This window comes from Streptomyces sp. NPDC003379, assembly GCF_053589195.1.
This window is the reverse complement of record NZ_JBSFRK010000008.1, coordinates 82,745-100,558: the sequence shown is the minus strand read 5'-3', so window position 1 is coordinate 100,558 and position 17,814 is coordinate 82,745. Positions and strand designations below refer to the sequence as shown.

At 69.9% G+C, this 17,814-nt stretch carries 13 protein-coding genes and 5 pseudogenes; 7 read left to right on the top strand and 11 right to left on the bottom strand.

The window, feature by feature from the left end:
- Nucleotides 1–73: 73 nt before the first annotated feature.
- Nucleotides 74–559 (top strand): DUF1453 domain-containing protein, encoded by a 486-nt coding sequence (locus tag ACWDVB_RS10020; protein WP_451514366.1) that lies wholly within the window; start codon nt 74–76, stop codon nt 557–559.
- An 82-nt stretch (nt 560–641) separates the two neighbouring features.
- Here the strand turns inward: ACWDVB_RS10020 and ACWDVB_RS10015 are convergent, their stop codons facing one another.
- The 3 genes from ACWDVB_RS10015 to ACWDVB_RS10005 all read right to left on the bottom strand — a co-directional run bounded on the left by ACWDVB_RS10015 (nt 642) and on the right by ACWDVB_RS10005 (nt 1,881).
- Entirely contained in the window at nt 642–893 is a 252-nt protein-coding gene (locus ACWDVB_RS10015; protein WP_451514367.1) for a nitrilase-related carbon-nitrogen hydrolase, read from the bottom strand.
- Nucleotides 893–1,018, bottom strand: a complete 126-nt coding sequence (locus ACWDVB_RS10010; protein ID WP_451514368.1) for a nitrilase-related carbon-nitrogen hydrolase — start codon at nt 1,016–1,018, stop codon at nt 893–895. The genes ACWDVB_RS10015 and ACWDVB_RS10010 overlap by 1 nt, the downstream gene beginning before the upstream one ends.
- Nucleotides 1,019–1,350: 332 nt before the next feature.
- On the bottom strand, nt 1,351–1,881 hold the full coding sequence (locus ACWDVB_RS10005; RefSeq protein WP_451514369.1) for a GrpB family protein: 531 nt from the start codon (nt 1,879–1,881) through the stop codon (nt 1,351–1,353).
- 192 nt (nt 1,882–2,073) lie between these two features.
- Here ACWDVB_RS10005 and ACWDVB_RS10000 point away from each other — a divergent pair.
- Nucleotides 2,074–3,902 (top strand): annotated as a pseudogene (locus ACWDVB_RS10000) (IS481 family transposase).
- Nucleotides 3,903–4,055: 153 nt separating this feature from the next.
- Here ACWDVB_RS10000 and ACWDVB_RS09995 read toward each other — a convergent pair.
- The 3 genes and pseudogenes from ACWDVB_RS09995 to ACWDVB_RS09985 all read right to left on the bottom strand — a co-directional run.
- The gene (locus ACWDVB_RS09995; protein ID WP_451514370.1) at nt 4,056–4,697 is read right to left on the bottom strand and encodes a nucleotidyltransferase domain-containing protein; all 642 of its coding nucleotides are present in this window, start codon (nt 4,695–4,697) and stop codon (nt 4,056–4,058) included.
- 249 nt (nt 4,698–4,946) lie between these two features.
- A pseudogene (locus ACWDVB_RS09990) lies at nt 4,947–5,760 on the bottom strand (IS5 family transposase).
- Between the two features lie 105 nt (nt 5,761–5,865).
- A pseudogene (locus tag ACWDVB_RS09985) lies at nt 5,866–6,101 on the bottom strand (NF041680 family putative transposase); the annotation flags it as partial.
- 111 nt (nt 6,102–6,212) lie between these two features.
- Between ACWDVB_RS09985 and ACWDVB_RS09980 the strand changes: the two are divergent.
- Nucleotides 6,213–7,818, top strand: a pseudogene (locus ACWDVB_RS09980) (IS4 family transposase); the annotation flags it as partial.
- 64 nt (nt 7,819–7,882) lie between these two features.
- Here ACWDVB_RS09980 and ACWDVB_RS09975 read toward each other — a convergent pair.
- The 5 genes and pseudogenes from ACWDVB_RS09975 to ACWDVB_RS09955 all read right to left on the bottom strand — a co-directional run.
- Nucleotides 7,883–8,225 (bottom strand): annotated as a pseudogene (locus ACWDVB_RS09975) (transposase); the annotation flags it as partial.
- Between the two features lie 66 nt (nt 8,226–8,291).
- Nucleotides 8,292–9,071, bottom strand: coding sequence for a class I SAM-dependent methyltransferase (locus ACWDVB_RS09970; RefSeq protein WP_451514371.1), 780 nt, complete (start codon nt 9,069–9,071; stop codon nt 8,292–8,294).
- A 63-nt stretch (nt 9,072–9,134) separates the two neighbouring features.
- Nucleotides 9,135–10,721, bottom strand: coding sequence for a condensation domain-containing protein (locus tag ACWDVB_RS09965; protein ID WP_451514372.1), 1,587 nt, complete (start codon nt 10,719–10,721; stop codon nt 9,135–9,137).
- Complete coding sequence (locus tag ACWDVB_RS09960) at nt 10,718–11,449, bottom strand: alpha/beta fold hydrolase (RefSeq protein ID WP_451514373.1); 732 nt, start codon at nt 11,447–11,449, stop codon at nt 10,718–10,720. Before ACWDVB_RS09960 ends, ACWDVB_RS09965 begins: the two co-directional genes overlap by 4 nt.
- The gene (locus tag ACWDVB_RS09955) at nt 11,442–13,025 is read right to left on the bottom strand and encodes an amino acid adenylation domain-containing protein (protein WP_451514374.1); all 1,584 of its coding nucleotides are present in this window, start codon (nt 13,023–13,025) and stop codon (nt 11,442–11,444) included. Before ACWDVB_RS09955 ends, ACWDVB_RS09960 begins: the two co-directional genes overlap by 8 nt.
- Nucleotides 13,026–13,615: 590 nt before the next feature.
- Between ACWDVB_RS09955 and ACWDVB_RS09950 the strand changes: the two genes are divergently transcribed.
- The 4 genes from ACWDVB_RS09950 to ACWDVB_RS09935 all read left to right on the top strand — a co-directional run bounded on the left by ACWDVB_RS09950 (nt 13,616) and on the right by ACWDVB_RS09935 (nt 17,793).
- Nucleotides 13,616–14,596 carry a TauD/TfdA family dioxygenase gene (locus ACWDVB_RS09950; RefSeq protein ID WP_451514375.1) on the top strand — a complete coding sequence of 327 codons (981 nt, stop codon included), beginning with the start codon at nt 13,616–13,618 and terminating at the stop codon, nt 14,594–14,596.
- Between the two features lie 203 nt (nt 14,597–14,799).
- Nucleotides 14,800–15,576 (top strand): phytanoyl-CoA dioxygenase family protein, encoded by a 777-nt coding sequence (locus ACWDVB_RS09945; protein WP_451611954.1) that lies wholly within the window; start codon nt 14,800–14,802, stop codon nt 15,574–15,576.
- A 43-nt stretch (nt 15,577–15,619) separates the two neighbouring features.
- Nucleotides 15,620–17,002: a homocitrate synthase/isopropylmalate synthase family protein gene (locus ACWDVB_RS09940; RefSeq protein ID WP_451514377.1), complete on the top strand. Its 1,383-nt coding sequence runs from the start codon at nt 15,620–15,622 to the stop codon at nt 17,000–17,002.
- Complete coding sequence (locus tag ACWDVB_RS09935) at nt 16,999–17,793, top strand: hypothetical protein (protein ID WP_451514378.1); 795 nt, start codon at nt 16,999–17,001, stop codon at nt 17,791–17,793. Before ACWDVB_RS09940 ends, ACWDVB_RS09935 begins: the two co-directional genes overlap by 4 nt.
- The last annotated feature ends 21 nt before the right edge of the window (nt 17,794–17,814 follow it).

Below are 17,814 nucleotides of genomic sequence, written 5' to 3'. Positions count from 1 at the left end.
GCTAAATTAATCTGGCGCCTCTGCTGGGGCACGGACAGGCCAGGAACCAAGGGGTGCAGTGGTGGACACGTGGATGCTCGTAACGATCATCGCCATAGGCGCGGTCGTAGTGGTGATCAAGCGCCTGCTGGGCGAACCGCTCAACGCCCGGGACCTCTTCGCGCCACCGCTGGTCCTCACCGGCCTCGGGATCTGGGCGCTGACCGAGGTGAAGGGGCTGACCGGTACGGACCTCGGCTGGGTCATCGCCGGTTCGGTGCTCGGTGTCGGGCTCGGCGCGGTGCGTGGCGCCACCATCCAGGTCTATCCCAAGGAAGGGATCCTCTACCAGCGCTACACCGGCAGGACGTTCCTCGTGATCATCGGTTCCCTGTTGGTGATGGCCGCCTTCGGCTTCCTCGCGGTGCACATGGGCATGCAGGCGGAGGCCCGGCCGATCAACCTCTCCATCGGCGTCGGATTCCTGGGCGAGGCGCTGGTCGTCGGCGCCCGCGGGCTGTCCACGGGGGTTCCCTTCGCCCCCGAGAAGCCGCGGCGCTTCGAGCGGCCGCGCATCTGACGGCCGCCCGCCACGACGGCACGACGAGGGGCCCGGAGACAGTGACTGCCTCCGGGCCCCTCCGTCTCGTCATGTCGTCTCGTCATGTCGTCTTGTCATGCGTCGTGGAGGCGCGGGCGCGCTTGAGGACCAGCGGGTCGATGTCGGCCACGAGCAGGTCCTCGCGGTCCCCGGTGACGGCGTGCGTCGTGCCGTCCGGCGCCGCGACCGTGGTGTGGCCACAGAAACTGAGGCCGCCGTTGTCCTCGGTCCAGTTCGCGTACGCGATGTAGAGCTGGCTCTCGAAGGCGCGGGTCGGCACCAGCGTGCGGGCCACGAACTCCCAGGCCCGCATCAGTCCGGCGGCACGAGCAGCAGATCGGTGCCGGCCAGCGCGTGCGCCCGCACCGCCTCCGGGAACTCCACGTCGTAACAGATCAGCATGCCCAGCGTCAGGCCGTCGAAGGACGCCTGCACCACCCCTTGCTCCCCGGGGTGAACCGGGCCCGCTCGGCCCGCCCGTACAGATGCGCCTTGCGGTAGACCGCGAGCGAGGCGCACCTCACCTGGACGATGATCACGCTCATCATCCGCCGCCTCACCCGCCCGCCGCGGCCTCCGCGCAGCGAGCCCCATCCTGTCGAACGGCAGGCCGCCGTCCGGCCCAGGCCGATCCGCATCCGAGCCCGGCACCAGCGGGACACCATTCGCCTGGCCCCCACTGCCCTGGCCTGACCAGCACCGCGTCCCCACGCGGTCCGCCCCACCGTCACAGAGGCGCGCCCGTCGACGCAGTACGGCAGACGCCGCCCTCACATGAGCCGGCCACTCGCGACGTAGGACCTTGCTATGAGCTCCTCCACCAGTGCACTCTTGGACGCCGAGTAGGCCGCCCTGCCCTCGCTGTCGGCTGTAGACCGCTGGGCCAGGGCCATCTTCAACGCGCTGTAGCGCTGGACTTCAGCGGGCCGCTGCCGCAGGTAATCACGGAGTAGCACGTGATCAAGGTGAGGCTTTGTGCCCGCGACCACGCCGTACAGATGGTGTTTGAAAGCTGCAGGTGGGGCCTGGAATGCCTCTCGTCCCTGGATCCCCAGGTCGCCTCCGTGCTGGTAGCCCTGTCCCGCGAGCCGGGAGATCAACTCGGGCATGGCCGCTTCCTCGGACAGCACGATATCGAGGTCGATGATCGGCTTGGCGACACACCCGGGCACAGCCGTACTGCCGACGTGCTCGATGGACAAAGCCAGATCCGCGACGTGAGGGGCCAGCCGCTGCCGCAGATCCTCGAACCGCTCGAACCATTGGGGGTTGTAGGCACTGACCACGATCCTGTCCGTCATGTCGGCAGTCTCTCAGAGACGCCAGAGCCCATCGCATTTCTCGGAGTGACTATGTAACGGCCCAGGACTTGCTTGACCGTTTGTCGTCGGCAGTTGCTTGACGGCTTTCGGGTGTTGGCCAAGTTCGGTCTCAGCACATCCTTGACCGCTCCGCTCCGCTCCGCTGTGTTGGCATGGCAGCGGAGGCGGCCCATGGATCCGGAAGCAATGACGCAGTTCAGGTATCGGGCCGTGTGTGATGTCCTGGGCGGCTCGCCGATCGGCGAGGTGGTAGAGCGGTACGGAACGACCCGTCAGTCTCTGCACACCTGGCGGAAGCGGTTCGAGCAGGAGGGACTGGCCGGTTTGTCGGACAGGTCTTGCCGTCCGCGGACCAGCCCGACTCGGTTGCCGCCCGCCGTCGAGGCGGCGATTTGCGAAGCACGGCGGCATCCGCGTTGGGGCGCCCGCCGCATCAGCCATGAGCTGGCTCAGCGGCAGGACGCTCCGGTTCCCTCACGAGCGACGGTGCACCGAGTGCTTGCCCGGAACGGGCTGATTACGGCTCAAGCCCAGGCGCACAAGCGCAAGGACCGCAGGTGGCAGAGGGAAGCGCCGATGCACTTGTGGCAGATGGACCTGGTCGGTGGGGTCATGCTCGCTGACGGACGAGAGTGCAAGATGGTGACGGGGATCGATGACCACTCGCGCTTCGTGGTGATCTCCGCCGTGGTCGCGGTTCCCAGCGGCCGTGCCGTCTGCGAGGCGTTCGCGGCGGCGATGCGCCAATACGGCGTCCCGTCAGAGGTTCTGACGGACAACGGCAAGCAGTTCACCGGGCGCCATACCAAGCCTGAGCCGGTGGAGGTGCTGTTCGAACGGGTCTGCCGGGAGAACGGGATCACAGAACGGGATCACAGCCCGGCGGACCAAGCCTCGCTCGCCGACCACAACCGGGAAGATCGAGCGGTTCCATCGGACCCTGCGGGAGGAATTCCTCGACCGCGTCGCGCCGTTCACCTCTGAGGAAGCGGCCCAGCAGGCGATCAACGAATGGGTGGCCACCTACAACTACCGGCGCCCCCACCAGTCGTTGCACATGGCCGTTCCGGCTAGTCACTTCCGACCCAATGGCCCCACCCGCACCGACCCCGCATCTCCCGTCGAGGTCGGTCTCGGCGACGAGGAGCGCGAGCCGTTCATGATCGGTGTCATAGAGGCACCACCACCGTCTCCGGCGGGATCCGGTGCCGTCGAGTTCGAGGCTCGGGTTCCACCCGGCGGAGAACCCACCTTGGTGCCCGGGGCCTTGAGGATCTCGCTCCCGCAGGCCATGGCTGGCCGGGTCCTCACGGGTCCGGGCAGACCAGCGCAGTGTCCACGTCGTCATGGACGGTCACTTGGTCAAGACGGTCGCTTCACGGCTGACTCCCGAGAACCTGCGCTGGCTGACCATGCGCGGGGCCCGGCCAGCCGGGCCACCGCCAGGAGTCCCGGCTCTGCCCCGCAGCAACGGGAAGACCGGACAACTCACCGTCCCAGCCGGACAGGCCATCGAGATCGACCGTCTCGTCCACCGCGACGGACTGATCAGCGCGAAGGGAGAGGGCTACCACGTCAGCAACGGCTTCGCGGGACGCAAAATCACCCTGCTGCTCGACGGACACCTCATGCACGCCATCACCGACGATGCTCTCATCGGCAGCTGGCCCTGCCCCGTGGGGCGCGACCAACTGACCTCCCTGCGCGGAGCACGAGCCGCCGGCGGACGCCTCCCCGCCCCGGCACTGCCGACCGGAGCCATGAGAGTTCAGCGACGGGTGAGCGACAACGACCGGATCATGGTCACCCGACAGCGCCTGAAACTCGGCAAGCGAAATGCCGGCAAGATGGTCACCGTCATCATCGATGACACCTACTTCCGCATCCTCCACGAAGGCGAAGAGATCGCCGTCAAACAGCGGAGGAACACCGGCCCGGTCAGCATGCTCCGCGTCGTCTCCAAACGCGAGGACAGCCAGAAGCAGTCAAGCACCTCCTGAGACACACACCAGTACGTCGAACGTCACGTGATGACAAACCGTCAAGGATACCCCGAGACCTCACATAGCCACCTCAGAGATCTGTGGCCAGCGTGCACGGGGTCGCGGGTGTCCCAAGAGACGACGTGTCATCGCAGCCAGCCATCAGGTGGATTACAGGTTCCCGAGCCAGCGATGTCCTGGGTGGACGCGGGTGAGGAACTCGGCCAGTGCCGTGCGCTGAGCTGACGTCATGTGCGGGACGGTGGCGTTGAGGTCTTCCTGATCCTTGGGCCGCGCGTGCTTGGCCTTGAACAGCAGGACCAGTTCAGGCGCCAGGTAGGGGATGCCCTCTGGGGTGCGGTGGACGATCTCGCTGTAGGGAAGTCGGATCGTCTCATCGTGTCGGCAGATCCAGGTCCTGCCGTCGTGGGGTTCCCGGAACACATCGAGCAGGTAGTCGCCGGTGGCCGGCTCGCGCAGCCAAGTCTGGTGTGTGGCTGCCAGCACGTCCGGTGTGGCGTTCTCCCAGATCCGGCCGCTGCTGACCGCGTCGAAGACATATCCGGGAAACCGGTTGCGAACCCCGGGGAACTCTGCGGCAGGGATCGCAATCTCGATGTCCCCGTGCTCGCGTGTCTGCGTACCGCGGAATAGATCCAGCGCCCAGCCAGCGGCGACACACCACGGCGCGGCGACCCCGGCCAGGCGCTGTGTAACCTCACCCGGGGTCCAGCAGGATGACCACCTGGTGTCGAGGGCATCGAGCTCGGCAGCCGACAGCTCGATGCCACCACTGGGGAGTTGCTCGCTCACCAGAAGGAATCTATCAGCAGGATAGAAGCGACCCTGCGAGGTTCCTCCCGGGCACACTGGGCAATCCGCGCCTTCCCGGCGAGCGGCAGACCAGCCGCCGCGGCGGCGAAGAGCCGAACGGCCCTGGCTCCCCACTCCTCAGTGGCAAGGGCATCCACCAAGGTTCGAAGGGTGAAAGCCGAGCACGGGTGCCCTGCTCACCGAGCGTCACAGGTCATGGGGATTGAGCACAGCTAATAAGACCGTGTCCTATGTGGTGAGGCGGACGAGCGTTTGTAGCAGCACAGGGCGGCGGGGCCGAGGAAGGCCGGGTAGTTACGGGGGTTGCGCTCGTAGCGGGGGCTGAGTCTGCGGTATCCGGACAGCCAGGCCAGGGGGCGCCCGATGACCCACCGTCGGCGTCCCAATCGTTCGCTGGACTCGATTCCCTTCCGGGCGATGCGTACGCCGATGTGCTTTCCCCCAAGCCATCTCCGCAGGTGGGGCACGTCGTACGCCTTGTCCGCATGCAGCCGCTGAGCCTTGAAGTACCGGCTGCGGCAGGGGGCGTGTTGCGTTTGGTGGCCCTCGATCATGGGCTTCAGCCCCTCGCTGTCATGGACGTTGCCGGCCGAGATGCCGACGACGAGGGGCAGCCTGTTCGCGTCCGACAAGATGTGCATCTTGGAACCCGGCTTGCTCCGGTCCACGGGGCTCGGACCTGTGTGTTCGCCCCCTTTTCTGCCCGGACGTGAGCGGTGTCGAGGACGACGCGGGTGACGTCGATGAGACCGGCGTCGTCGAGCCGGTGCAGCACGGCCTGGTGCAGCCGGCCCCAGACACCGGCTCTGGACCAGATCAGGAACCGGCGATGCGCGGTGGACTTCGAGATGCCGAAGCACGGCGGCAAGGCTCGCCAGGCGGAGCCGCTGACCAGGACATAGATGATCGCCGCAAACAGCGTCTCATCAGGTGTGTCCGGCGTCCCACCACCCTGCCGTGGCACCCGCGGTGGTGGGATCAGCGGCTCCGCGATCTCCCACAGCCCATCCGGAACGATCCAACTCCGAGTTCCCCGCCCCATACCGCGTTCTACGTCCGCCTCACCACATAGGACACGGTCTAAGCTTGTTCCTTGGCCTTGCTGGTCACGTTGGGTGAGGTTTGCAGGGCGTTTGAGGGTCTTGCCGACGTCGTAACGGATGGTGGCATGCCGGTTTCTGGAGCCGGGCGGGCGCCCGGGGCCGGGGCGGCTGGGTTTCGGTGCGCGGCCGGGTAGGCGGGGTGAGGGCGGATGTGCCGGAACCCGCGGCGGACGCGGGTCGGCGTGAGCACTTGGCCGGGGCGGGTGGTCTTCTCCCAGGGTTTGCGCCGGTCGGCGGCGAGCGGTGCGGAGAGGCGGAGTTGGGTGTGTGCGGCGATCACGCAATGCCGCGAAGTCAAGGGCCCGGAGACGGTGTCAAGCGGAGTGTGAAATGTCGTGGAGCCTCTGCTATTCAGGGGATCGACCAAGATCTTCCCGAAAGCAGAGGCCCTATGGTCCAGCCCGTCATGGGCAGCACCAATGATGTGTTCGCGCCTGGCCACCTCGGTGAGTTAACGCAGGCCGTGCCCCCCAGAGTTGGTTGACGGGTTCTGGAGGAGACCGGAGCCCGGGAGCGACGGCTGCGGTGTCTTCCCTCTCGGGTCGGGGTGTACTTCGTTCTGGCTTTGGGGTTGTTCGAGCATCTCGGTGTCCGTCTTGTGTGGACCAAGCCGGTCAGCGGGGCTAACCGTCGGCGTCTCCGAGCCTTCCGAGGAGGCGCTTCGTGACCTGCGTCGGCGGATCGGCCCAGCTCCGGTCAGGCGACTGTTCGAGGTGTTGGCGGGGCCACTGGCCCAGCCGTCCACTCCCGGGGTGAGTTACCGGCGCTGGCGTACGGTCGCCTTTGACGGGTGCAGCAGCCTGATCGTCCCCGACCATGAACGGAACTGGTCCTGGCTCGGCCGCCCCGCCAGCCGGCTCGGCCAGGCGGGATGCCCCAGGTTGATGCTGATGACACTGTGCGAGACCGGAACCCGCGGCCTGATCGCAGCATCCTTCGGCCCCGTGGCCAGGGGCGAGACCTATTACGCACAACAGCTGACTTCGCACTTGAGCCCGGACATGCTGCTACTGGCGGACCGCGCCTTCCACACCAATGATCTGCTCGCGCAGATCGCCCGCCGTGGCGCACAGTTCCTGGTGCGTTGCACCAGTCGTCGGCATCCGCCGATCATGGCCCTGCTGCCCGACGGCTCCTACCTCACGCGCATTGTCGGCCTCACCCTGCGCGTCGTCGAGGCAGAGATCCGCACCCGCACCGCCGACGGCAGCGCCTTCAGCGAGAGCTACCGGCTGTTGACCACGCTCACCGACCACCGCACCGACCCCGCTCACCAGCTCGTCCGCCTTTACCACGAGCGCTGGGAGATCGAGTGCGCCTACCTGGCGCTGCGTCACACACTCCTCAGGGTCCGCGTCCTGCGCTGGAAGGATCCTGCCGGTCTCGCCCAGGAAATGTGGGGCTTGCTCACCCTCTACCAGGCATTACGGTTCGTCATGGTCACGGCCGTGGAGACCCAGCCTGGTACCGACCCGGACCGCGCCGCCTTCCTCATTGCCCTGGAGTCCGCCCGCGACACCGTCGCCCTCACCACCAGCCGATAGCGGCTCCCGGACACGACGCCCAGGCGGACCTGGTCGGCCGTATCGGCACCCGTTTCCTGGGTGCCTTGCTCCCCAAACGCCGCCCGCGGACCTCTGCCCGCGTCGCGAAGCGCGGAATTTCGCGCTACCACACCTGGGAACCGTGATCAACGTCCCCGTGGTGGCAGCACGCCCATCACTGCCATCGACATCACGGTCCAGACACCCGCTCTCCCGACCGCACGGGACCCGGCCCGGAAGGCATCCAGTCCCTGGGACCGGCTCTGCCAGATCCTCGCCGAGTACGCCAACCATCCCATGCACGCCCACGACCTCGCCGATCGCATGGGGCTTACGGCAACCCAGTCCCGCAAGAACCTCGCTTCTCAACTCTGCCTCTGGACCCGCCACAGCCTGCTGACCCGCACCGCGCCGAATACGTACAAGATCACCCTGCCTGACAACTTGACACCGTCTCCGGGTCCTAACTTCGCGGCATTGGGTGATGACCAGCTGCTCGTCGCCGAGCGGGCGGTAGGTGATCAGCGGGCTCGCCGTGGTGGCCCGCCCCTTTTTGAGTTCTCTGGCAGCGTGCTGATGGTCCCGGAGGACGGTGGAGTCCACCGACACCGTCCACTCGATGTCGTCGCTGGCGGTGTCCGCCGCCAAAAGAGCGGCGAGGATCCTTTTTCCCGTGCCGTCGACGGCCCATCTGATCAGGCGCTTGTGGGTGGTCTGGAAGGAACCGAGCTCGTGGGACAGGTCCCGCCGGGGCGAGTTGGTGCCTTCCAAGCACTGGCCTCAAGAGTGCGGCGGTGATCGGCCCAGCGCCGCCCGCGGACCGGATCCGCCGGCATCAGCGGCGCGATCCGGTCCCACATCGCATCGGTGATCACTGATCGGACAGATGCATCCGATCAACTGACAACCCTTCAAACACACAAGCGTTAGGCCGACTTGGTCGCCACGACGGCCCACGTGCGGTGCGGGACGCGGAGGTCGTCGCCGGGGAACCGGTCGCGCAGGATGCCCTCCAGCTCGGCCGAGAACTCCTCCACCCGCTCGGGCGTGAGGCTGGCGCCCACCCCGGCGCTGGCCCGGATGCGTCCGGTCCACGCCTGCGGGGTGTACGGCGCCTCGACGTCGAAGGAGAACGTCTCGATGCCGCCGAAACCGGCCGTCGCCAGGTCGGTCAGCCAGCGCGGGTACAGACCGGTGCCGCCGCCCATGGTCCAGTCGGGGTTGTACGCGGTGATCAGCCGCTCGGTGGCGTCGACGACGTTGCCGGGCAGCGGCAGCCAGTCGAAGTGGGCGATGACGACGTGCCCGCCGGGCCGCAGCAGCCGCCAGGTCTCGGCGGCGGCCCGGGGCGCGTCGAACCAGTGCCAGCACTGGCCCGCCGACACCACGTCGAACGACGCGTCGGCGAACGGGGTGTCCTCGGCGGTGGCCACCTCGTACCTCGTCGTGACGCCGGCCTCCCGGTCCAGCTCCCGTGCCTGCTCCAGCAGGGGGGCGGCCGGGTCGACCCCGGTGACACGGGCCCCGGCCAGGGCGAAGAGCCGGCCGAGGCTGCCGGTTCCGGTGCCGACGTCGAGCACGTCACGGCCCCGGACCGGGACCCCCGTGCCCTCCAGCCGTTCGACGACCCGCGGCGGGAAACCGGCCCGGTGGCGGGTGTAGTCCTCGGCGGTGCGGCCGAAGTCCGGCCTGAACTCAGTGGACATGGGGTCCTCCGTTTACTGACGTACGTGTGGTGCGGGATGTCGGGACAATGACGGGGGTGGCCCTCAGCGGGCGGGCAGCAGGTCCCGCATCGGCCGGTCGGGGTCGGTGGTGAGCAGCCGCAGGGCCGCCACCAGGCTTTCGGCGAACTCCCGGACATAGGGCGCCGGGTACTCCGACTCGTAGTGCAGGACCTGGAGGCGCAGCGACTCGCCCTCGCGCAGCAGCCACATGTGCAGGCCGGGGGAGTCCGCGTCCTCGACCAGGTGGTGGAGCCGGACGTCGGTGCCCTCGCCGAGGCGCAGGCCGGCCCCCCACACGTCGTTGTACATGAAGTACACCCCGGGGTCCTTGCGGAACCCGGCGGGCAGGTCCGGCCAGATCCGCCGGCGGACGAACATGGCGGGCATGTCGCCGTGTGCCGTGGCGCCCAGGATGCTGCGCTGCACGGCGCCGACCAGGTCCCGGAAGGGACCGGAGAGGTCCACGTCCGTGGTCGGGAAGACACCGTTGGCGAACCAGCCGACGGTGTCCTGGTAGGCGCCGTCCAGCCGGTTCGCGTTGGTCGTCAAAAGCGTGACCCTGGAGCGCCCGGTGACGTGCGCGACCAGCGCCTTTACCGCCGCCATCGCCACGCAGTACGGCGTGGTGCGCAGCGCGTGGGACGCCTCCCGCAGCGTGCGGGCGGCCTCCGCCGGCAGGTCGAGGACGAGCGAGGAGGGCTTCGTCAGCTCGCCGGTGCCCTCGTGGCCGGGCAGGCGCAGCCCGAAGTCCGCCGCGTCCGCGGGGAGCTGCTCCCGCCAGTAGGCGGTCAGCTCCTCGGCGCGCCCCTCCTCCCAGCGCCCCCACTGCCCGGCGGCCCACTGCGCGTAGTCGCCGCGGCCGCCCTCCGGAGCGGGCAGTTCACCGCTTCCGTAGGCGGCGGACAGGTCGCGGACGAAGATGTCCAGTGACCAGCCGTCGGCGATCATGTGGTCGAAGACCAGGACCAGCATGTGGTCCTCGGTGTCGCGCCGCACGGCCAGGACACGCCACAGCGGTGCCCGCGTGCGGTCGAAAGGCTCGCGCACGTACCCGCGCAGGAACTCGTCGAGTTCGGTGTCCGGCACCCCGCGCCGGTCCACGGTCTCCAGGCTCACGCGGGGCTCCGGCTCCACCGCCAGGGCCGCCCGGTCGCCCTCGGCGCGGAAAGCGGTCCGCAGCGAGTCGTGGCGCTCCGCGACGCGGCGCAGGGCCGTGCCGAGCCGGTCGGTGTCCAGCGGGCCGGTGACCCGGTACACGGCGTGGAACTGGAGCAGGGGCGCGCGCGGATCGCGCAGCGCCGACAGGAGCGCCCACTCCTGGGCCATGGCGGCGCGCCCGCGGTGGCCGCCGTCCCGGTCGGTGTCCGCGCGCGGGGCGACGGCCCGCTCCGCGCTGACGTGCCCGGCGACGTCGGCGATGCTGCGGGCGGTGAAGAAGACCTGCGGGGGCACCTTCACGCCCAGCTCGCGTTCGATGCGGCCGAGGACCTGGAGGGCGAGGATGCTGTCTCCGCCCATGTCGTAGAAGTTGTCCTCGGCGAGGAGGGACTCGTCCTCCAGGACGGCGCGGTGGATGCCGAGCACGGCGTCGTGGACGGCTGCGGGGCCGGTCTCTACTGCGAGAGTCATCGTTCCTCCTCCAGGGGGGCCGGGCGGTACTGCGCGTAGAACTCCTCGATCACCGAGGTGACCGGTCCGTCGGGGCGCACCACGTCGGCGTGCGCGCCGTCCATCAGGACGCAGGAGAAGAGGGGGTGGCGGCGGGCGAGCAGCGCCGCCCGCTCGGCCTCCGGGATCACATGGCTGTCGCGCGGCACCACCATCAGCACCGGGATGCCGGCGGCCGTCACCATGTCCAGGAGGTGGGTGTAGTCGTACTCCCACTTCAGGAAGCTCGACTCCGCCCACGGGCCGCCCTCGATCCGGTGGGGGCGCCGCTCCAGGGACTGGTCGAGCAGGACGAGGCTGCACACCCGGGCCGGTCCCATGACGGCCGCGTGGACGAGCCCGACGAGGGCGCCGTAGGAGTACCCGATCACGTGCGCGGGCGAGGGCAGCACGTCGGTGAGACGGTGCACGTCGGCCGCGTAGTCCAGGGGGGAGTAGCCCCAGGCCGGCGCGGGGCTCGGGGGGTGGTCGCGGAGGGTGGGCAGCAGCGCGATCCGGCCCTCGCCGCACAGGGCGTCGCTCAGGAAGCGCAGCCGGTTCCTGTCGTCCTCCAGGCCGTGCAGCAGCAGCAGGGGGGCGCCGGCGCCCCGGACGCCGGCCCGGCCGGGGACCACCTCGTGGTCGAGCAGCGCCACGTGGTCGAAGGCGCGCAGATAGGGGGTGGGCGGTGTGAACTGCGGCTCAGCCATCGCTGTCCTCCCACGCGGCGGCCAGAGCGCTGCGGTCGATCTTGCCGTTGACGGTGCGGGGCAGTTCGTCGACCACCCGGTAGCGGGCGGGCTGCATGTACGAGGGCAGCTTCGCCGCCGTGTGCCGGCGCAGCTCCCGCACGTCCGGTGCCGTGCCCTCCCGGACGAGCAGGGCGCAGTACAGGCGCTGCGTCCCGTCGGCCGACGTGCGCGGGAGCGCCACCGCCTCGACGACCGAGGGGTGGGAACGCACCGCGTTCTCGATGTCGCCCAACTCCACGCGGTGGCCCCGGAGTTTGACCTGGAGGTCGGCGCGGCCGTGGTAGACGAGGTCGCCTTCGGCGCTACGGCTCACCAGGTCGCCCGACCGGTAGTAGCGCGTCCCTTCGGGGCCGGGCGGGAGGCGGATGAAGCGCTCCTCGTTCAGCTCTGGCCGGTTGAGGTAACCCGACGTCACCTGCGGCCCGCCCAGCAGCAGTTCGCCGACGGCGCCGGGCTCGGTCACCTCCTGTCCGTCCGGTCCGGCGACGCGGACCGCGAAGCCGGGCAGGGCGGTGCCGATGACGGAGTCGCCGCCGTCGACGTCGGCGTGGGTGACGCGGTGGAACGTGGCGTGGACGGTGATCTCGGTGATGCCGTACATGTTCACCAGCCGGGGCCGGTCCAAGCCGTGGACGTCCACCCACTCGCGCAGGGCGGCGGGGGTGAGCTTCTCGCCGCCGAAGACGATGTACCGCAGGTCCGTCAGGCGGCGCCCGGTGGCGGCCCGGCCGCGGACGAGCATGCCGAACGCGGTGGGTGTCTGGTTCACGACCGTGACCCGCTCCTCGGCCAGCAGCTCCACGAGCTGCTCCGGGGCGCGGGTGACCCAGGAGGGCGGCACGACGACGGCACCGGCCGTGGAGAGGGCGCCCCAGATTTCCCACACGGAGAAGTCGAAGGCCAGCGAGTGGAACAGCAGCCACCGGTCCGAGCGGGAGACGTCGAACAGCCCGCGGGCCGCGTCGAGCAGGGCGATGACGCTCTCGTGGCGGACCGGGACGCCCTTGGGCACCCCGGTGGTGCCGGAGGTGTAGATGACGTAGGCGCAGTCGTCCGCCGAGGGCAGGCCGTCCGCCGCCGCGGGGTCCGTCCCCGGCGGCTCGGCCGGTGAGCCGTGGCGCAGTGCGGCCAGCTCGTTCACGCCGGTGCGGGTCAGCGCGTCGCCCCAGGCGGCGTCCGCCTCGCCGACCAGATGGCGGACTCCGCTGTCGGCGACGATGAACGCGTTGCGCTCGGCGGGGTTGCGCGGGTCGAGCGGGACGTACGCGGCGCCCGAGCGCAGGATGCCGAGGATTGCCGCGACGGCGTCGCGGCCGGCCTCCATCCGCAGCGCGACCCGGTCGCCGGGGGCCACCCCCTGTTCCCGCAGCCGCCGGGCGACGCGCAGGCTCCACGCGTCGAGTTCGCGGTAGGTGGTCCGGCCGGTCTCGTCCGTGACGGCGGTGCCGTCCGGATGCCCGGTCGTGCTGCCGGCGAAGACGTCGACCAGCGTGCGGCGCGGCTGCGGGTCCGGCGCCGTCGATGGGGCGTTCATTTCCACCTCTGATCCAGTACGTGTGTGCAGTGGGCGCCGATGCGGTCGAGCACGCGGGGGCGGCCGCGACGGGGTCGCGCAAGGGCCGCCGAGGCGCGGCGGCAGATGAGTTCGCGGGCGAGGGCCGCTCGTCGAAGGCGGGGCGGACGACGCGGTGCGCACCGGACGCCGACCCGCCTGCCGCTGAACCATACAGTGATCAATTAGGTCGCCGGTGTGACGCCCGTCTCATATTGGAGGCCGAGGTCGAGGCGTCCGGAAAAGTCGGGGAAGTGGGCGGAATGAGAGGCTCCGAATTTGCACTATCCGCTCAACGCAAAGGCGGTGCAAAATGTTCGAAGAAGCATGTGATCCACATCACAGTGACTTTCCGTGGCGAGATTGCATCATAGAGTTCGATCTTGTCCGGCCGTCGCCGACCAAACCAACGGCGCCCCGGACCAACTGACTGCACCATGTGACTGGGGGGCCAAAACATGCACTCTCCCGTTCGACCAGAGGCCCTTCCCGCGAATTCACGGGCCGCCCCTTTGGGAAACGGCTGGCTGGGTTCTTCCCTGGCAGTCCGGGAAGAAGAATGGCGCCTTCCCATGCCGGGCGAGGTGGCCGAGGAACTGCTGGCCGCCGCCCGTGCGGCGCTGGCCGCGGGCGGCCGTCCGCACCTCGCCTCCCCTTGGCCCGCGGGCCTCGGCCGCACCGAGGGGTTCGTGACCCAACTCCGACGCAGACTCGCCGGACGTCCGGGCTTCGTGGTCGTCTCGGACGTTCCTGTGGAAGCGGAGGATCCGCAGGAGACCGAGATGCTCTACTGGCTCCTCGGCCTGCTCCTCGGGCGCCCGGTGTCCCAGAGCCGCAAGGGCGACCTGCTCGGCCGGGTCGAGGACCGCGGCGCCGACATCGGCAGCCCGGTCCAGCGCGGCTACGAGAGCTCCGCCGCGCTGCCCTTCCACGCCGACCGCACCGACATCATCGGCCTGTTGTGCGTCCGGCCGGCGGCGTCCGGGGGACTGAGCCGCATCGTGTCCTCCAAAACCGTCCACGACCTGCTGCTCTCCGAGTCCGAGGAGCTGCTGGCCGAGCTGTACCGGCCCTTCCCGAACGACCGGCGCGGCGAGGAACAGCCCGGGGAGGCCCCCTGGTCGGGCATCCCGGTGTTCAGCCGCACCGGCGACGATTTCGCCGCGCGCTATCTGCGGCGCTTCATCGAGGGGTCGCAGCGCCACGACACGGCACCGCGGCTCACCGGGCGCCAGCTCGCCGCGATGGACGCCCTCGACGCGGTCCTGGAGCGGCCGGGCGTCTCGCTCGACATGGAACTGCGCAGGGGCGACCTGCAACTCATCAACAACTTCCATCTGCTGCACGCCCGCTCCGCCTTCGCGGACGGCGGCGGCCGGGGACGGCTGCTGCTGCGCCTGTGGCTGGCCTTCGAGGGGAGCCCCGAACTCCCCGCCCACTACGCCTCTTTGTACGGCGCGGTGGCCGCGGGAACCTACCGGGGCGGCGTCTGGCCGGAAGGCGCCCTGCCCGACACCCTGGGCCGCCCGGTCGGTGAACTCGGCCGGGGATAAAAGCAATCACGCCCCGGGCTCGATCCGGGACGGGCCCGGCGCACCCCCATTGATTTCCGCCCGATCGCGGCGAGTCCCGATAACAGAAGTCATCGGTGCGCCCATTCCGTGACGGCGTCCTCTCGAATTGCGCCGTTCCGTCGATTTCCTCTCCCTTTTCCTTTTGCGGAGCTTCCCCTTGTGTGGAGCTGCCCCTTTTTCCCATGATCATCCCACGATGCCCGACAATGACGAGAGAGCATATTTGCATGCCCAATTTCGACCCTAACCTCTACAATCGGGATGGCTTTCACCCGCTCCCCGGCCTCCTCGCGGAGGCCGACGTGCACCGCGCAGTGGAGTTCTTCGACGGCCTCGACGGCGCGGCGGAGGTCCCGCCCTCCTACGAGGCCGAGTACGAAGAGGGCGACGGCCTGCGCCGGCTGCGCAAGCTGCGGCGCCTGCTGTGGAACGACCCGCAGATCTGGGGACCGCTCCTCAACCGCGCCGGTGTCCCGGCCCTGGCGCGCGAGGTCATCGGCGAGGACGCCGCGGTGGTCTTCCACGCCGCCTTCCTCAAGCCCGCCCTCGTCGGCACCGAAGTGGCCCTGCACCAGGACCAGGCGCTGTGGAGCCACCAGTACCCGAAGGCGTTCAGCGTGTGGTTCGCGCTGACCGAGGTCTCACCGGCCAACGGCGGCCTCTTCGGCAGCCGCGGCTCGCACGGCGGCGGCCACATCCCGCACCGGGCCCGGCCCTCCTACCGCTGGCACGACAGCCTCGACGCAGCCGAGGACGGCCTCGACAAGCCCGTCCAGTTCCGGCTCGCCCCCGGCGACGGGGTGATGTGGGACCGGTACTTCGCCCACGGCAGCTCCGCCAACACCTCACCCCACGACCGGCGGGGCATGGTCGTCGTCCTCGCCGACGCCTCCTCGCCCGAGTTCCAGGCCAAGGACAGCTTCCCGCTGGCCGACCTGGTGGCCCTGGGGGCCGGCTGACATGACCGAACACACTGCGGCCCCTCCGGCCGGTGGAGGACAGATGACCCGCGTCATCGACAGCACCCTGCGCGAAGGCATGCAATCGGCCCACGGCCGCTTCACCGTCGGCCAGAGCGTGGAGATCGCCATCCTGCTGGCCCGCTCCGGCGTCGACATGATCGAGTGCGGCCACCCTGCCGTCGACGAGGACGAACTCCTGCGCGTCGCGGCCGTCGTGGAGGCCGCCGGCGACACCCCCGTACTGGCCCACGCCCGCGCCCACGCCGGCGACATCGAGGCCGTCGCCAAGACCGGTGCCCCCTGGATCGGCATCTTCCTCGGCGTCAACGAGACCTCCCGCCAGTACCGGTTGCCCGGGCGCACCCTGGCCCACCTGTACGAGACCATCCGGCAGTCCGTCACCCACGCCCGGGACCTGGGGCTGCGGGTGCGGTTCACGGTGGAGGACAGCAGCCGCACCGACCCCGGCCAGCTGGTCGAGGCGTACCTCATCGCCGTCGAGGCGGGCGCCGACCGGATCTGCTTCGCGGACACCCTCGGCATCCTGGAGCCCCAGGAGACCGCCGACCGGGTCAGGACCCTGCGCAAACGCTGTCCGGGCACCGACATCGAGGTGCACCTGCACGACGACCGGGGGCTCGCCCTCGCCAACGCCCTGGCCGCGATGGACGCCGGCGCCGACTGGGTGTCCACCTCCGTCAACGGCCTCGGCGAGCGGGCCGGCATCACCGACCTGGCCACGCTGCTGGTCAACCTCCACCACCGCGGCACGCGCCCGCTGGTGGACGGCACCCTGCTCGGTGACCTCAGCCGCCGCGTCGGCGCCTACTCCCGCTCCATGCCCGACCACCGGCGGCCCGTCGTGGGCCGCGACGTCTTCCACCACGTCGCGAAGCTGCACGTACAGGCCGTCGAGCGGGAGCCCGGGTCGTACGAGTGGCTGGACCCGGCCGAGGTCGGCCGCACCCGCAGCCTCACCCGCCCCGGGCTGCCGGCCGACCCCGCCGACTGGATCGTCAGCCCGCAGGTCATTTCCGCCACCGAGCTGCGCCACCACCGGGCGGGCCCCGGCCAGCGCTTCGTGATGGTCGACAACCGCTTCGTCCCGGGCGCGGACCAGTACTGCATCGCCCGGCGCGTGCCGCGCATGGACGACTACGGCGCCGGCCACGTCGACACGCACGTCCACCACTGCGACAGCCTCTTCATGTTCCTCGGCGACGAGCCCGACTACAGCGGCCTGTCCGTCGAAGTGACCCTGGGCGAGCGGGTCTTCCCCGTGCAGAGCCCCGCGTCCGTCTTCATCCCGGCGGGCGTCCCGCACGGCTACCGGGTGGTCGACGGCGCCGGCACCTACCTCAACCACGTCCTCGCGGGCGAGTACAACTCCAGCCTGCTCGACCCCCTTGGGAGCACCCGATGACCGTCCAGACCGAGAACACCAAGGCCGCCGCCTGGGACCTGATCGGCTCCCTGTTCTGGGAGTCGGGCCGCACCACGGCCAAGCCCAGCGACGAGGAGATCGGCCTCTTCCTCGACGGCATCCGCCCGGGCGACCGCTGCACCGTCGTCGGCGCCTCCACCAAGGACCTCGTCGAGGCGCTGCTGGACCTCGGCGCCGAGGTCACGGTCGTCGACTTCTCCCAGCGCATGTGCGACGACCTGCGGGCCGCGCTGCCCGAGGGCTCCTGCCGCGTCCAGCGGCACGACATCACCGGGCGGGCGCCGCAGGAGCTGCGCGGCACCCAGCAGTTCGTGCTCAACGACCGCCTGGTCAACCGGTTCGGCGAGACGGAGGCCCGCAAGGGCCTGGAGGGCATGCTGGACCTGCTCGCCGACGGCGGAGAGGTGCGCGCCTCCATCAAGCTCGGCCTGTACCCGATGGACGAGCGGATGATCGCCGCCGGCCGCGAGCGCGGCACCCTGGACGATTTCTACGACGCCCGCACCAAGGTCATCGACTTCGCCGCCGCCGGTGACGTCCTCACCGACTCGCTGCTGCCCCACGGCGACATCGACCCCGAGCTGCTGCTCCAGTGGTACCGCGGCCGCGGACAGGAGCAGCGCTTCGACCACGAGGACGTCACCGCCCTGCTGGCCGCCGCCGACGTCGAGGGCCGTCGCCTCGAACCGGTCGCCGACACGGAGTTCGGGCAGGCGCCGAAGACCCGCATGTACACCGCGGCCGCCGTCCGCCCCGGCCGGGACGCCTGACCCATGTGCGGAGTCGCCGCA

Coding starts and splice junctions, on each gene's coding strand:
- ACWDVB_RS10020 (WP_451514366.1), top strand. CDS start 74: ATGCTCGTAACGATCATCGCCATAGGCGCGGTCGTAGTGGTGATCAAG.
- ACWDVB_RS10015 (WP_451514367.1), bottom strand. CDS start 893: ATGCGGGCCTGGGAGTTCGTGGCCCGCACGCTGGTGCCGACCCGCGCC.
- ACWDVB_RS10005 (WP_451514369.1), bottom strand. CDS start 1,881: ATGACGGACAGGATCGTGGTCAGTGCCTACAACCCCCAATGGTTCGAG.
- ACWDVB_RS09970 (WP_451514371.1), bottom strand. CDS start 9,071: ATGTCCACTGAGTTCAGGCCGGACTTCGGCCGCACCGCCGAGGACTAC.
- ACWDVB_RS09965 (WP_451514372.1), bottom strand. CDS start 10,721: ATGACTCTCGCAGTAGAGACCGGCCCCGCAGCCGTCCACGACGCCGTG.
- ACWDVB_RS09960 (WP_451514373.1), bottom strand. CDS start 11,449: ATGGCTGAGCCGCAGTTCACACCGCCCACCCCCTATCTGCGCGCCTTC.
- ACWDVB_RS09955 (WP_451514374.1), bottom strand. CDS start 13,025: ATGAACGCCCCATCGACGGCGCCGGACCCGCAGCCGCGCCGCACGCTG.
- ACWDVB_RS09950 (WP_451514375.1), top strand. CDS start 13,616: ATGCCGGGCGAGGTGGCCGAGGAACTGCTGGCCGCCGCCCGTGCGGCG.
- ACWDVB_RS09945 (WP_451611954.1), top strand. CDS start 14,800: ATGATCATCCCACGATGCCCGACAATGACGAGAGAGCATATTTGCATG.
- ACWDVB_RS09940 (WP_451514377.1), top strand. CDS start 15,620: ATGACCCGCGTCATCGACAGCACCCTGCGCGAAGGCATGCAATCGGCC.
- ACWDVB_RS09935 (WP_451514378.1), top strand. CDS start 16,999: ATGACCGTCCAGACCGAGAACACCAAGGCCGCCGCCTGGGACCTGATC.